At 70.9% G+C, this 13,926-nt stretch carries 13 protein-coding genes; 6 read left to right on the plus strand and 7 right to left on the minus strand.

Annotated elements, in window-relative coordinates; all coding sequences use genetic code 11:
- Positions 1–142 precede the first annotated feature (142 nt).
- The 3 genes from ACRWNM_RS19770 to ACRWNM_RS19780 all read left to right on the plus strand — a co-directional run bounded on the left by ACRWNM_RS19770 (position 143) and on the right by ACRWNM_RS19780 (position 2,378).
- Positions 143–1,030, plus strand: a complete 888-nt coding sequence (locus tag ACRWNM_RS19770) for an MBL fold metallo-hydrolase (RefSeq protein ID WP_431969498.1) — start codon at positions 143–145, stop codon at positions 1,028–1,030.
- Between the two features lie 16 nt (positions 1,031–1,046).
- Complete coding sequence (locus ACRWNM_RS19775) at positions 1,047–1,259, plus strand: hypothetical protein (RefSeq protein ID WP_431969499.1); 213 nt, start codon at positions 1,047–1,049, stop codon at positions 1,257–1,259.
- A gap of 138 nt (positions 1,260–1,397) precedes the next feature.
- Positions 1,398–2,378, plus strand: coding sequence for an Acg family FMN-binding oxidoreductase (locus tag ACRWNM_RS19780; protein ID WP_431969500.1), 981 nt, complete (start codon positions 1,398–1,400; stop codon positions 2,376–2,378).
- Positions 2,379–2,454: 76 nt separating this feature from the next.
- Here ACRWNM_RS19780 and smc read toward each other — a convergent pair whose 3' ends face one another.
- A complete protein-coding gene (gene smc, locus ACRWNM_RS19785; protein WP_431969501.1) occupies positions 2,455–6,069 on the minus strand; it encodes a chromosome segregation protein SMC in 3,615 nt (1,204 codons plus the stop codon).
- A gap of 462 nt (positions 6,070–6,531) precedes the next feature.
- Between smc and ACRWNM_RS19790 the strand changes: the two genes are divergently transcribed.
- A complete protein-coding gene (locus ACRWNM_RS19790) occupies positions 6,532–8,028 on the plus strand; it encodes a hypothetical protein (RefSeq protein WP_431969502.1) in 1,497 nt (498 codons plus the stop codon).
- A 69-nt stretch (positions 8,029–8,097) separates the two neighbouring features.
- Here the strand turns inward: ACRWNM_RS19790 and ACRWNM_RS19795 are convergent, their stop codons facing one another.
- Entirely contained in the window at positions 8,098–8,523 is a 426-nt protein-coding gene (locus ACRWNM_RS19795; RefSeq protein WP_431969503.1) for a DUF1707 SHOCT-like domain-containing protein, read from the minus strand.
- A gap of 215 nt (positions 8,524–8,738) precedes the next feature.
- Between ACRWNM_RS19795 and ACRWNM_RS19800 the strand changes: the two genes are divergently transcribed.
- Together ACRWNM_RS19800 and ACRWNM_RS19805 are read left to right on the plus strand one after the other, a co-directional pair.
- A complete protein-coding gene (locus tag ACRWNM_RS19800; RefSeq protein WP_431969504.1) occupies positions 8,739–9,824 on the plus strand; it encodes an S-(hydroxymethyl)mycothiol dehydrogenase in 1,086 nt (361 codons plus the stop codon).
- Complete coding sequence (locus ACRWNM_RS19805) at positions 9,821–10,447, plus strand: MBL fold metallo-hydrolase (protein ID WP_431969505.1); 627 nt, start codon at positions 9,821–9,823, stop codon at positions 10,445–10,447. Before ACRWNM_RS19800 ends, ACRWNM_RS19805 begins: the two co-directional genes overlap by 4 nt.
- A 41-nt stretch (positions 10,448–10,488) precedes the next feature.
- On the opposite strand, the gene ACRWNM_RS19810 is transcribed toward ACRWNM_RS19805, so the two are convergent.
- From ACRWNM_RS19810 to ACRWNM_RS19830, 5 genes are all read right to left on the minus strand, one after another.
- A complete protein-coding gene (locus tag ACRWNM_RS19810) occupies positions 10,489–10,938 on the minus strand; it encodes a DUF350 domain-containing protein (protein WP_431969506.1) in 450 nt (149 codons plus the stop codon).
- Positions 10,939–10,998: 60 nt separating this feature from the next.
- Positions 10,999–12,165, minus strand: coding sequence for a glutathionylspermidine synthase family protein (locus ACRWNM_RS19815; RefSeq protein WP_431969507.1), 1,167 nt, complete (start codon positions 12,163–12,165; stop codon positions 10,999–11,001).
- A complete protein-coding gene (locus ACRWNM_RS19820) occupies positions 12,165–12,863 on the minus strand; it encodes a hypothetical protein (protein ID WP_431969508.1) in 699 nt (232 codons plus the stop codon). Before ACRWNM_RS19820 ends, ACRWNM_RS19815 begins: the two co-directional genes overlap by 1 nt.
- Before the next feature lie 31 nt (positions 12,864–12,894).
- The gene (locus ACRWNM_RS19825) at positions 12,895–13,203 is read right to left on the minus strand and encodes an acylphosphatase (RefSeq protein ID WP_431969509.1); all 309 of its coding nucleotides are present in this window, start codon (positions 13,201–13,203) and stop codon (positions 12,895–12,897) included.
- A 143-nt stretch (positions 13,204–13,346) separates the two neighbouring features.
- A complete protein-coding gene (locus tag ACRWNM_RS19830; RefSeq protein WP_431969510.1) occupies positions 13,347–13,814 on the minus strand; it encodes an OsmC family protein in 468 nt (155 codons plus the stop codon).
- Positions 13,815–13,926: the final 112 nt, after the last annotated feature.

A 13,926-nucleotide genomic window follows, 5' to 3' on the forward strand; every position in this document is an offset into this window, starting at 1 on the left:
GCACTTCGGCGGTCCGCCCGCGACGATGTGAGAAGCGTTCTCCGACAGTCCTATTCGATGTTCGTTCACCGCGACGCGACGCGGAAACGTCGATAGAGTCACGAGCACCTCCCACACCGACGCCCGTGAAAGCCGAGTCGTGATGACCTTCTCTGTCGCCGAGCGTTTGATCCAACCCGCCTCACTCCGCACCGTGCAGGTCGGCGCTCTACAAGTCACCTACCTACCCGACGGCCTGACCACCATGAACGCGCGAGCCTGGCTGCCCACCGCGCCCGACGGGTTCTGGAGCAGGCACAGCGAATACCTCGACGCCGACTCCTTCGTCGCCGGCGTCGGCGGACTGCTGATCGAATACGGCGAGCGGGCCATGCTGATCGATGCCGGATTCGGCCCGCTGACGTTCCGTACCGGGGTCGGGATCTTGCGCGGCGGCGCGCTGCTCGACAACCTCGCCCGGGTCGGCCGCGAACCAGCGGAGATCGAGACCGTCGCCGTCACCCACCTGCACGCCGACCATTTCGGCTGGCTCTGGCAGGCGGCGCCCGGTGCGCGCCGGACACCGTTCGCGCACGCGCGGGTCCTGATCTCCGAAGTCGAGTGGCATCACCGCGACCTCGCCGCTGCCAACGGCACCACCGCCGAGATGCTCGACGTGTTCGCCCACCAGATCCGCACCGTCGCCGAGGGCGACGAGGTCTTTCCCGGCGTGCGGGTGCTGGCGCTGCCAGGGCACACCACCGGCCACACCGGGTTCGTCATCGGCACGGGCGAGCACCGGCTCGTCGCGTTCGGCGACGCGCTGCACTCGTCGCTGCAGATCGCTTACCCGGAGCTCTCGGCCGTGGCCGACCGCGACCCGGTGCGGTCGGCGGACGTGCGGCACGGTCTCGTCGAGGAACTCGCCGCGCCCGGCACCCTCGGCTACGGCTGCCATTTCGCGGACGTCCAGTTCGGCAGCGCCGTCCCGGCCACCGCCGGGCACATCTGGCAGCCGCACCGATTCGCTGCGGCGGATCGAGCCCGGTGACCATACGCTGGATGCGGTGAATCTCTTCGAGCGGTGGACCGCACGCAAGCGACGGGATCCGGTCGGCGCCGAGATCGACGAGATCTTCGGGCCCTCGCGCAAGCACATCCACGAACGCAAAGAATGGGTAGCGGTCGCCAAGCTCGACGACCGGCAGGCGGGCGACGATCCGCTGGTCGACCTGGAATCCGGGGTGGTCAGGCTGCTCGCGCCCGCACGGGCCCGCTGACGTCCATAGCTTTGTGACATATCTCCCGGAGAAATTGTTCGGCTGTGCGGGCTGTCGTCAACAGGGAAGATTGCTTCGAACCGGAAATATCGCGGCGCCACGATCGCCGCCGGCCCCCCGGAAGGATCACCCGAATTCATGGAGCAGCGGCAACCCACCGCGGAGGTCTTCGAAAACGCCGTGGCGATGGCGGTCCGCGCACCGTCGGTGCACAACACCCAGCCGTGGCGGTGGCGAATATCCGAACGATCCGTCGACCTGTACGCCGACCCGCGCCGTAGGTTGCCGTCGACCGACCCGACCGGCCGCGCGCTGCTGCTCAGCTGTGGCGCCGCGCTGCACCACCTGCGCGTCGCGCTCGCGGTGCACGGCTGGAGCGCAGAGGTCGACTACCTGCCCGATCCGGCCGACCACGATCATCTGGCCCGCATCTCGGTGGACACGGACAGCCCGACCCGCGACGACATCGATCTCGGGGCCGCCATCGCGCACCGTCAATCCGATCGCAGGCACTACTGCGACCGTAGGGTCCCGTACGGCCGCTTGCGCCAGGTCGCGCAGCGCGCAGTGCCGTTCGGCGCGGTGGCGCGGGTGGTCCCGCCGCCGCTGCGCACGCCCCTCGGCCAGGTGACGCGCACGGCGGCCGGTCGGCACGCTCACGATCGCGCCTATCTCGCCGAGCTCGCCGCGTGGAGCGGCAGGCACGGCACCGCGGACGGCGTGCCCGCGGCCAACACCCCGCGACCGCGTCCCGATGACCACATCTCGCAGCGCGCCTTCCTCGAGCCGGAACTCGCCGATACCTCCTTCGAGACCGACGGCTCGGAATGGCTGGTGATCGGCACGGCCGACGACGATCGCCGCACCGAACTGCGGGCGGGTGAGGCCGCCAGCGCCCTGCTGCTCACCGCGACCAGCCTCGGCATGGCCAGCTGCCTGCAGACCGAACCGCTCGGCGTGGCCGAATTGCGCTCCGCCATCCGCGCCGACGTGCTGCACGACTGCGCCCATCCGCAGGCGATGATCCGGCTCGGCTTCATGCCGGCCAGTGTCGCTCCGCTGCCGTCCACCCCACGCCGCCCGGTCCACGAGGTGATCGAGACCGGGGTCCGCGCTTAGGTACACCTGGACCAATGCTGCCGGACGCCGGTCCCTCTTCGAGCCGCGCACGGCCGCAGCGGATGCGGAGGTACGCCTAAGCCGTTGCGGGCGCGAGGTTCTCGCCGCGCAATCGCTGCGAGATGACCTGGGTGATGCCGTCGCCGCGCATGCTCACGCCGTACAGCGCGTCGGCGATCTCCATGGTCGGCTTCTGGTGCGTGATGACGATCAGCTGGCTCTTCTCGCGCAGCTGCTCGAACAGCCCGATCAGCCTGCGCAGGTTGGTGTCGTCCAGCGCGGCCTCCACCTCGTCCATGACGTAGAAGGGCGAGGGGCGGGCGCGGAAGATGGCGACCAGCAGGGCGACCGCGGTCAGCGATTTCTCGCCGCCGGACAGCAGCGACAGGCGCTTGACCTTCTTGCCCGGCGGGCGAGCCTCCACCTCGATACCGGTGGTGAGCATGTCGGACGGATCGGTGAGCAGCAACCTGCCCTCGCCGCCGGGGAACAGCTTGGCGAACACCTCGACGAACTCGCGCTCGACGTCGGCGTATGCCTCGGTGAAGACCTGCAGGATGCGCGCGTCCACCTCGGCGACCACGTCGAGCAGGTCCTTGCGCGCGCTCTTGACGTCCTCGAGCTGCGTGGACAGGAAGTTGTACCGCTCTTCCAGCGCCGCGAACTCCTCCAGCGCCAGCGGGTTCACCTTGCCGAGGGTGGTCAGGTCCTTCTCGGCGCGTTTGGCGCGGCGTTCCTGACCGGCCCGATCGTAGGGCATCGGCTGCGGCGCGCTGACCTGTTCGCCGCGCTCCTTGGCCTGCTCGTACTCCGCCCATTCCAGCGGCGAGGGCGGCAGCGGCACGTCGGGACCGTACTCCGCGATCAGGTCGTTCAGCGCGATGCCGAACTGTTCTCCGATGGTCGCCTCGAGCTGCTCGATCCGCAGTGCGGCCTGCGCCTTGGCCACCTCGTCCCGATGCACCGCGTCGGTGAGCTGGGCCAGCTGGGTGCTCAGCGCGCGCGCCCGCTCCTTGACCTGGTCTACCTGCGCCGCGCATTCGGTGCGGCGGCGCACCAGGTCGTCGCGGCGGGTGCTCGCCTCGGCCACCACCCGCTCCAGCTCGCCCGCCACCCGCGCGCCCGACTCGGCGACGGCGGCGGCGACCGCCGCGGCTTGCCGTCGCGCGGCCTGCGCGCGTTCGGCGCGGGCCCGCGCCTCGCGTTCGGCGCGGGCCGCGCGGCGCAGCGAATCCGCTTTGCCGCGAACCGATTCCGCGCGTTCCTCGGCGGTGCGCACGGCGAGCCTGGCCTCCACCTCCATGGAGCGGGCCTCGGCCAAGGCGGCGGCCGCCTCCTCGCGGTCACGGCCGGCGGTCTCGGTGCCCGCCGCGCCGAGGCCGTCGGCGTCGATCTCGGATTGTTCGAGTTCCGCGTGCCGCAGCCGGTCCTCGAGCTCGGCCAGCGCGGCGAGCGCCTCCTCGCGCCCGGATTCCGCCTCGGTGCGCTGAGCGGCGAGCCGGTCGCTGTCGGCCTGTGCCGCGCGGGCCGCCTGGCCGAGCCTGCCGAGCCGGTCGTAGATGGCCATCAGCGCCTGATCGGATTCGTGCAGCGAGAGCAGCGCGTGGTCCACCGCCTCCTTGCGGTCGGCCTGTTCGGCCAGCGCGCCGGAGAGCGCCGCCTCCAGCTGCTCCGCGCGCCGCTGCGCCGCGACCAGCTGAGATTCGGCCGCGTCGATATCGGCCTGGATCTCCAATTGGCTGGGGGCGCGGTCGGATCCGCCGAGCAGCCAGCCGGTGCCGGTGAGATCGCCGTCGCGGGTGACCACCCGCAGCTCGGGGCGGGCCGCGACGAGTTCGGTCGCGGCCGTGAGGTCGTCGACCACCGCGATACCCGCGGTGAGCGCGCCGATGGCCGCCCGCACCGACTCCGGGCATTCCACCACGTCGGCCAGCCACCGGGCCGAACCCGGCAGCGGATCGCCGGTCGAGCGCGCGGATTCCGCGGCGCCGAAAACGAATGCGGCGCGGCCGCCGTCGGCCGCTTTGAGCGCGCGCACCGCCGCGTGCGCGGCATCCTCGGTGTCGGCGGCCACCGCGTCGGCGAGCGGGCCGAGCGCCGCCGCGACGACGGCCTCGAACCCGGTGTGCACCCGCAGCAGCCCCGACAGCGGGCCGAGCAGTCCGTCCGCGCGGTTCTCCACCAGCCAGGCGGCGCCGTCGCGGCGGGCCAGGCCCATGCCGAGCGCCTCGATACGCGCGGACAGCGAGGCCACCCGCTTGCCCGCGTCGCGATCCTGTTCGCGCAGCTCGGTGACCCGCTGGTCGGCCAGCTCCAGCGCCTGCACGGCGTGCTCGTGCTGGGCGTCGAGCCCTTCCTCCCCCGCGTCGAGTTCGCCGAGTTCGTCCTGCACGCTGTCGAATTCGGCCTGCGCGGCCTCGCCGCGGTGCCTGGCCTCGGCGATCGCCACCGACAGCCGGGCGATCTCCGCGTCCACCGACTGCGCCCTGGTCCGCAGCGTGTCGACCTGGCCGGAGAGCCTGGCCAGACCCTCGCGCCGGTCGGCGATCGCACGGACGGCGGCCAGGTGCGCCTGTTCGGCGGCCTTCGCGGCGTGCTCCCGTTCGGCCAGCTGATCCCTGGCCGCCTCCAAGGTCTCCACCGCGATCTCGACCGCCTCGCGCAGCTCGGCCTCCTCGGCCTCGACGCGATCGGCCTCGGCCTCGAGCTGATCGGGGTCGCGGCCGGTGCCGACCGGCGTCTCGGTGTCGAGATGGCGGGCCCGGTCGCTCGCGATGCGGATGGTCGCGTTCACCCGCTCGGCCAGCGCGGAGAGCTGGAACCAGATCTGGGCCGCGGCCTCCGCGCTCGGAGTGAGCTTGGACAGCTGGAATTCCTGCTGCGCCAGCGCGGCGTTCGCGGCGTCCAGCTCGGTCTGCACGGTGATCTGCTGTTCGCGGGCGTAGGCCTCTTTGCTCTGCTGGCTCTCCAGCTCGCCGCGGCGGGTCACCAGGTCGTCGGCCGCCAGCCGCAGGCGTGCGTCGCGCAGGTCGGCCTGCACGGTCGCCGCGCGCCTGGCCACCTCGGCCTGCCTGCCCAGCGGTTTGAGCTGGCGGCGCAGTTCGGTGGTGAGGTCGGTCAGGCGCGCCAGGTTGGCCTGCATCGCGTCCAGCTTGCGGACCGCCTTCTCCTTGCGCTTGCGGTGTTTCAGCACGCCCGCCGCCTCTTCGACGAAGGCGCGGCGGTCCTCGGGGCGCGATTCCAGGATCGCGGAGAGCTGGCCCTGTCCGACGATGACGTGCATCTCCCGGCCGATGCCGGAGTCGCTGAGCAGTTCCTGCACGTCCATCAGACGGCAGGAACTGCCGTTGATCTCGTATTCGCCCGCGCCGTCACGGAACATGCGCCGGGTGATCGAGACCTCGGCGTAGTCGATGGGCAGCGCGCCGTCGGAGTTGTCGATGGTCAGGGTGACCTCGGCGCGGCCGAGCGGAGCCCGTCCCGTCGTGCCCGCGAAGATGACGTCCTGCATCTTGCCGCCGCGCAGCGCCTTCGCACCTTGCTCGCCCATCACCCAGGTGAGCGCGTCGACGACGTTGGACTTGCCGGAACCGTTCGGGCCGACCACACAGGTGATACCGGGTTCGAAGCGCAGCGTCGTCGCGGACGCGAAGGACTTGAAGCCCTTCAACGTCAAACTCTTCAGGTGCAAATTCGACGACCTTTCCGTGCGCGGTGGTCGGACGCGTCCCCGCGGGGCGACCAGCCATGGTATCCGCCGGTCGCGGCTGGGTTCGTCGGCGGGCGGCGCACCGCGTCGCGGGTGGGCTTCGAGGCGACCGGTGCGATCCAGGTTAACGAGTCGGCAGGCGATGTTTCGCATTTCGATGTGCTCGAGGTTTGCCACAGGCGCGTTCCGGCACCATCGCACCTGGTCGCCTCCGGGCCGGTCGCACCCGGATCGGCCACATCGCGCCGCATCACAAGGGGCGCGAGGCCGCTTGGGCGGATCTGGACCCGAGCCTAGCTGCCGAGAGCTGGTAATCGACCGGCATCCGCCGGGCTAGCGACCGCCTGTCGTCCCTGGCGCTTACGGTCTCCCACCGGAGGGCTCCTGCGCTTACGATCCTGTCTGATTCGGCAGCGGCAAGTCTTGTTCGGGAGCTATCAGCGGATGCGCGCACCTTCGGTCGACACCGGCACGGCTCTCCGGCTTGCCCGGATCGGCGCGCTCGTCGTCGGCTGTCTGCTGTTCCTGCACGCGTGCGAACGCACCAGGCGGGTCATCCCGGCCGACGTCTGGATCGAGCTGGCGATCGCCGCCGCGCTGGGCGTCGCCGCCATGGTCGTGGCCTGGTTCGAGATCGTCCGCGCCGAAGAACTGGAAGACGAAGAGGATCTCGAACCCGCCGCCGACGAGGCCCGCCGGGCGGAGCCGCCGAACGAGTGCCGCATCGAGTCCGACGGGCGCACGGTGCGCGCTCGCATCGCCAAGTCGGGCAACCTCGTGCTGCACGGCCACGACCACGACGGGCGGCACCCCGGCCACGAATGGTCCTGGACCTTCCGGCCCGAAACGTTCTCCGCCATCCGCGCGGCGCTGGGCGGCGACAGCGAGAGCGATCTGATCGAACTCCTCGAAGACGTCGTTCTCGAGGCGGGGCCGGAGATCAGGGACGACCCCGGCGCCTGGCTGCGCGCGCACGGCATCGCCGCCGCCTATCGCGAGAAGGGGGATCACCCGAGCCGCGTCACCACCAAACTGCCGATCTTCCGTGTCGGCATGCGGCGCGTGCCCGAGGCCGACCGTTCCGCGGCGCTCCCCCGCGCCGGAGTTACCCGTGCGACGGACGAGGCGGCGCCGGAGCGGGCACGACCCGCAACGGCCCGCGAGACGGTCGCCCCGCGGGCCGACGGGAGCGCCGTCGCGTCCCGTCGCGCGGCATCGGCCCCCGCCTCCCGACGGTCAGCGCAGGTCACCGAATCTCGGCGGTCCGCCGCGGTCACCGAATCCCGTCAGTCAGCGCAAGTCACCGAATCCCGGCGGTCCGTCCCGGTCACCGAATCTCGGCGGTCCGCCCAGGTCACCGAATCACGGCGGTCCACCCAGGTCACCGAATCACGGCAGTCCGCGAAGGACACTGAATCCCGCCGCGCCACACCGGAAGCCGAACCTGCGGACCACCGCCCCGCGCTGCCCCGGCGCAGCCGCACCACAGACGCTCCGGAGCGGTCGGCAACCCGGCGCACGCGCTCCGCCCACGAACCTCCGCGCCCAGCCGAGGAACCGGCAGCCGAAAGGCGGGCACCCGAACGCGCCGCTCGCCGGTCGCGCCCGCTGGACGCGCCGCCCTCCGTACCCGTCGACCCGATCGCACCGGAACGGAACGGTCGTCCATCCGCCGCGGACCTACCGTCGCGCGATCGCGGCGCGGCGCCGCAGAGCCGTCATACGGCGGCCGCTTCGACCCCGTCCGCCGCACCGCCGAAGCGCATGCCCGCGGCGGCAGTCGCCTACGAGGCGGCCTCCGACCGAAGCGTCCCCCCGCGGCGTAGACCCGCCGCGGCGGCCGCTTACGAGGCGACCTCCGAAGACCGACACACCTCGGAACCACCCGAGCGCAGCTATCCACCGCCGACGTCCGAGCGCCGCGCGCACCGCTACCGGTAAGCAGCGCTTCACCCGGGCAGTTCAGCTCTCTCCGCGCACTTGCCCGCGATCGGTTCGGACGGAAGCCGACTACCCCGCCCGCTTGCCGCCGCGTCCCGATTCCCAGCCGGTGAGCATGCGGAAGGCCAGGACCGCGCCCCACGGGCCGATGACCCAGACCGGCCACGGGTAGGTGAATTCGCCGACGCCGATCGAGATGGCGGCCCAGATGACGAGCACCAGGATGCTGACGCCGAGCCAGCTGCTGCCCTCGATGCGCTGCCACATGGGGATGCGCGGGCGTGGCTTCGGTTGCGCGGCGGCCTCTTTCGACAGCTTCGGCAGGTCGGAGAGCACCAATTGCAGGTCGTCGCGGGTGGCGGTGCCGTAGACGCGCGCGACCCGCTGGTCGTATTCGGCCAAGTCGATGCGGCCGTCGGCCATGTGCCTGCCGAGCAGCCGCACGATCTGGTCGCGTTCGGCGTCGGAGGCGCGGGTACCGGTCGAGATGTCCATGCCAGTTCCTATCGACGATTCCACCCTCCACAGTGGAATATTCGCTAATCGTGCACCCTCCAATGTGGAATGTCAACCCCGCACGGCGCGTCGCCTACCTGTTGGGTACGCGCGGGCTCCGGCCCGACTTCGCCCGACAGCGCCCCCGCGCGCCGCGCGGCACGGCAAGATGGTTCGGGTGCCGACGGCGGCATGCGAGCTTCGAGGAGGATTTCGTGTCCGAAACCGTGCGCGGCGTCATCGCCCGAGCCATCGGCGCTCCGGTCGAACTGGTCGACATCGTCATCCCCGATCCCGGTCCGCACGATGTCGTCGTGCGGGTGCAGGCCTGCGGCGTCTGCCACACCGATCTGCACTATCGCGAGGGCGGCATCAACGACGAGTTCCCGTTCCTGCTCGGCCACGAGGCCGCGGGCGTGGTGGAGACGGTCGGCGCCGCGGTCACGCACGTGGCTCCGGGCGATTTCGTGGTGCTGAACTGGCGCGCCATCTGCGGCGAATGCCGCGCCTGCAAGCGCGGGCGCCCCTGGTACTGCTTCGCGAGCGACAACGCGAGCAAGAAGATGACCCTCACCGACGGCACCGAGCTCAGCCCGGCGCTCGGCATCGGCGCCTTCGCCGACAAAACGCTGGTGCACGAAAGACAGTGCACCAAGGTCGATCCCGAGGCGGATCCGGCCGTCGCGGGCCTGCTCGGCTGCGGCGTGATGGCGGGCATCGGCGCCGCGTTGAACACCGGCAACGTCTCACGCGGCGACACCGTCGCGGTGATCGGCTGCGGCGGGGTCGGCGACGCCGCCATCGCAGGCGCCCGGCTGGCCGGGGCTCGCACCATCATCGCGATCGATCGCGACCCACGGAAACTGGCCTGGGCCACCGAGTTCGGGGCCACTCACACCGTCGACGCGAGCGCGGAGGACGTGGTCGCTCGCATCCAGGAGCTCACCGACGGCTTCGGCGCCGACGTGGTGATCGACGCGGTCGGCCGTCCGGAGACCTGGAAGCAGGCCTTCTACGGCCGCGATCTGGCGGGCACCGTGGTGCTGGTCGGCGTCCCCACGCCCGACATGACGATCGAGATGCCGCTGATCGACCTGTTCTCCCGCGGCGGCGCGCTGAAATCCTCCTGGTACGGCGACTGCCTGCCGGAGCGCGACTTCCCGATGCTCGTCGACCTGCACCGGCAGGGCAGGCTGCCGCTGGACCGCTTCGTCACCGAGCGGATCGCGCTCGACGAGGTGGAGCGGGCCTTCACCGCCATGCACGCGGGCGAGGTGCTGCGCTCGGTGGTGGTCTGGTGAGCGCGCGCATCGACCGGGTGGTCACCTCGGGGACCTTCTCCCTCGACGGCGGGACATGGGCGGTCGACAACAACGTCTGGCTCGTCGGCGACGACCGCGAGGTGCTGGTGGTGGACGCGGCGCACGACGCCGACGCCATCGCGGACGCGGTCGGCGGGCGGCACGTCGTCGCGGTGCTGTGCACGCACGGCCACAACGACCACGTCACCGTCGCGCCGGAACTCGGCGATCGATTCGACGCGCCCGTCCTGCTGCATCCCGCGGACGATCCGCTGTGGCGGATGACCCATCCGGACGCGGGCTATCGCTCGCTCGCCGACACCACCCGTATCTCGGTGGCGGGCACCGAGATCGAGATCCTGCACACGCCGGGACACTCGCCCGGCTCGGTCTGCCTGTACCTGCCGGACCTGCACGCGCTGTGCACCGGCGACACGCTCTTCGCAGGCGGCCCCGGCGCGACCGGCCGCTCCTATTCCGACTTCGACACCATCATCGATTCCATTCGGGACCGGCTGCTCACGCTGCCCGAGGAGACGACGGTGCACACCGGGCACGGCGAGGGCACCACCATCGGCGCCGAGAAGCCCGCGCTGGCGGACTGGATCGCCCGCGGCCACTGAGCGCGGCGCGGGCTCCGGGAACGAACCGCGCCGCCCGCCGGTCAGAGAATGGCGACGGCCACGACCAGGCCGAGCGCGAAGTGGGCGGCCGCGACCACGAGCACCTCGGTGGTGAAGGTCTCCGAGTGCAGCGCGGCGCCGATATCGATGCCGAGGACGCGTTCGACCACCCGCACCGAAACGACCTGGGCGACAATGCCGACCAGACCGAACACCAGCGAGGCGATCAGCCCTTCGGCCAGCTTGCCGCCGGACGAGTAGATGGCGAGCACGACGATGAACGCCATGCTGAGCATGCCCGCCGCCGTGACGATGATCGCGTTGGGCTTGCCCTCGGCCACCAGCCCGCGCAGGGCGCCCGGTGTGGTCAGGTCGATGGCGTAGAAGCCGACGAGCATGAGCACGAGGCCGACCAGGGCGTAGAGGACGATCGCCCCTACGCCTTCGCCGAGCGCGCTCCAGTACCCCGATTCGAGGGCGACTGCGGTCATCGTGGTCCTTCCGGAAAGGTTCGGTGCTGGTGTGGTGGTCGGTGGTGCTCGCGCACCGGTCTATTCGGTGGGTATGCGGTGCGGAACGAACGCCGCGCCGTCGTCGGTGATCAGTCCCGCGGTCTCCCTGATGCCGAGTCCCGCGGCGGTGTCGCCGACGATCCAGGCGCCGAGCACGGGCCGCATCTCGTCGAATTCCGGGAGCGGGTCGAGCAATTGGTACACGAAACCCTCTGCGCCGTAGACGCCGCCGGTGGCGGTCTCCAAGCCCGCGCCCACGATGGTCATGTTGGCGCCCTCGCGGCCGAGCTTGGGTTTGCGGATGTACTCGGTGAGCTCGTTGGGCTGATCGAGATAAGCGGGCAGCAGGTTCGGGTGCCCGGGATACATCTCCCACAGAATCGCGAGGATCGCCTTGTTGCTGAGCAGCGTCTTCCACAGCGGCTCGATCCACATGGTCTGCGGCAGGCTCTGCACCACGCGCTTGCCGAAATCGTCGTCGAGCACCCACTCCCACGGGTAGAGCTTGAAGATCGACTCGATCGGCGCCTCGGCCAGATCGACGAAACGCTCCAGCTCCGTGTCGAATCCGATTTCCTCGATGGGCAGCGCGATGGTGTCGAAGCCCGCCTCCGCGGCGGTCTCCTGCATGTAGGCCGTCGTGACGTTGTCCTCGCCGGTGGCGTCGGCCGAGGACCAGGTGAAATGCAGCTGCGGCGAGGGCAACGTGTCGCGCAGCACGCCCCAGCGCTCGACCAGCTTCTCGTGCAAGGAGTTCCACTGGTCGTCGTCGGGGTACAGCGCTGTCAGCCAGTGCCACTGCACGATCGCCGCCTCCAGCAGCGAGGTCGGCGTATCGGCGTTGTACTCCAGCAGTTTCGCCGGGCGGCGCGCGTCGTAGCGCAGGTCGAAGCGGCCGTACACGTGCGGGTCGCCGCGCCGCCAGGATTCGGCGATCGGCGCCCAACTCCATTCCGGCAGACCGAAATCCCGGAACCGCTCGGTGAGCACGACGTGTTCGACGGCGTTCAGGCACATCGAGTGCAGCAGTTCGACATCGGCCTCGAGCGCGAGGATCTCCGGCATGTCGAACTCGTAGTGCACCGACTCGTCCCAGTACGGGCGCGGCAGACCGCTCGCGTCACGGCCCGGTGCGCCGTAGACCAGGCCCTGCCCCTCGATGATTCGCTGCCAATCCTGGCGCGGTGTGCCGCGGACGCGACGCATCAGGAACCACCGCCGCCGGTGCTCTTGCTACCGAGCCCGCCGCGCTGGATGGTGGTGCCGGACTTGGTGGTGATCTGGGCGCCCTTGGGTTTCAGGGTGGAGCCGCCGACGGGCGGCTTGCCGACGGTGTTGCTGCCGCCGTAGTAGTAGCGGTACTGCGGACCGCCGCCGTAGATGATGATCGGGCCCGCGTGGCTGTGCGAGCCGCCGCTGTCGTCGACGAAACCCGCCTGGCCCGGCCCGCAGTACTTGTCCTCGACGACGAGCTCCTGGCCGTTCTCGGTCTGCACGCAGTAGGCGGTGACCTCGTCCGGCGCGGTGAGCGCCCGGTACGCCAGATATCCGCCGCCGACGAGTCCCGCGACGCCCACGATGGCGATGCCGCCGATCAGCACCCGGTTGCGGGTGCGTTTCTTGGCGTCGGCCGCCGCCTGCGCCGCGCGCTGCGCGTCGGCGGCGCGCTTGCGAGCCTTGTCCCTGGCTCGCGCCTCGGCCACGGTCGGCGGGCGCGGCTGGGTGACGCCAGGCTCCTGTCGCTGGATGCTGCCCGGCCGCGGACCGAGGGGCGGCGGTGGTTCCTGCGGGCTCGGTAGGTCCGGCGGCTCGGGCACGTTCAGCTGGGGGGTGGTCCACTCCGGTTCCTTGGCGGGCTCGTCGGGACGCTGTTGGTCCCCGTCGCCCGAATTCCGCGTGCTCACCGATCCCTCCCCATGCCCTTCGGACCCACCACTAGCGCTCCTCGAATCCGGTCGAATCTCCCCGCGGGGGCTCCCAGCTTTCCACAACCAAGGTCACCCGACCAGGAGTATCGCCCGATCGCAGCAGTTCCAGCAACCGCTCGCACGCCGCGCGGCTGCCCTCCGCGATCACGTGCACTCGGCCGTCGCTGGTGTTGCGCGCGGATCCGACCAGACCGAGCTCCAGCGCCCGCGCCCGCGTCCACCAGCGGAAACCGACGCCCTGCACCGTGCCGTGCACCCAGGCGCCGAGCCGGACCCGGTCGGTGGATGCGGCCGCGCCGTGCGGAGTTTCAGTCATCCGATCAGAATGCCGTACCCGCCGCCGCGCGCGGCGCAGGGGGCAGGACGTGGCGAACGCCCGGCGGCGCATCATCGCGGCCGGGCGTCCGGGATGTCGTCAGAGCTTGTCCGCGCTGCCACCACAGCGAGCGGACTTCGTCCTCAGGAGTCGACGTCGAAGGAGAGGGTGACCTTGCTGCCCGCCTTCAGCGTGCGGCCGACGGTGCACACCTTGTCGATGGCGCGCTGCACGGTGACCAGCAGCCGCTCGCGCGCCTGCTCGTCCAGTTCGCTCAGGTCGAGCTCGAACACCTCGTCGAGCTGCGGGTAGACCTCGTTCTCCCGGTCGGCGTCGCCGGAGACGCGGATGGTCGCGTCGAAGTTGTCGCCCAGTTTGCGCGAGAGCGGGAAGTCCGCGCTCAGCCCGGAGCAGGCGGCCAGCGCGATCTTCAGCAGCTCGCCGGGGGTGAACACACCGGGCACGCCCTGCGATCCGATCAGCACCTCGGCGCCGCGGGAGCTGCGGCCGGTGTAGGCACGGGTGCCGGTGCGCTCGACCCAGAGGGTGGTCGGCTCCGCGGTGGTCGATGCCGTAGTGGCGGTCGCAGGGGCAACGGTTGGTTCAGCCATGGGTTCGATCCTGCCATCTTCGTCGGGAACGGCTCACGCCTGCCAACATCGCTCGGGCGGACACCATTCCTGGCTGCGACCCCGGCCACACTCCCGGCCGTCGCTGCCGGAC

It is taken from the genome of Nocardia sp. bgisy134, assembly GCF_965341865.1.
Classification (GTDB): Bacteria; Actinomycetota; Actinomycetes; order Mycobacteriales; family Mycobacteriaceae; genus Nocardia.

What these genes read in the sequence shown, in the direction of transcription:
- ACRWNM_RS19780 (WP_431969500.1), top strand. Translation starts at nt 1,398, where the DNA reads ATGGAGCAGCGGCAACCCACCGCGGAGGTCTTCGAAAACGCCGTGGCG.
- ACRWNM_RS19790 (WP_431969502.1), top strand. Translation starts at nt 6,532, where the DNA reads ATGCGCGCACCTTCGGTCGACACCGGCACGGCTCTCCGGCTTGCCCGG.
- ACRWNM_RS19795 (WP_431969503.1), bottom strand. Translation starts at nt 8,523, where the DNA reads ATGGACATCTCGACCGGTACCCGCGCCTCCGACGCCGAACGCGACCAG.
- ACRWNM_RS19830 (WP_431969510.1), bottom strand. Translation starts at nt 13,814, where the DNA reads ATGGCTGAACCAACCGTTGCCCCTGCGACCGCCACTACGGCATCGACC.
- ACRWNM_RS19815 (WP_431969507.1), bottom strand. Translation starts at nt 12,165, where the DNA reads ATGCGTCGCGTCCGCGGCACACCGCGCCAGGATTGGCAGCGAATCATC.
- ACRWNM_RS19770 (WP_431969498.1), top strand. Translation starts at nt 143, where the DNA reads ATGACCTTCTCTGTCGCCGAGCGTTTGATCCAACCCGCCTCACTCCGC.
- ACRWNM_RS19825 (WP_431969509.1), bottom strand. Translation starts at nt 13,203, where the DNA reads ATGACTGAAACTCCGCACGGCGCGGCCGCATCCACCGACCGGGTCCGG.
- ACRWNM_RS19810 (WP_431969506.1), bottom strand. Translation starts at nt 10,938, where the DNA reads ATGACCGCAGTCGCCCTCGAATCGGGGTACTGGAGCGCGCTCGGCGAA.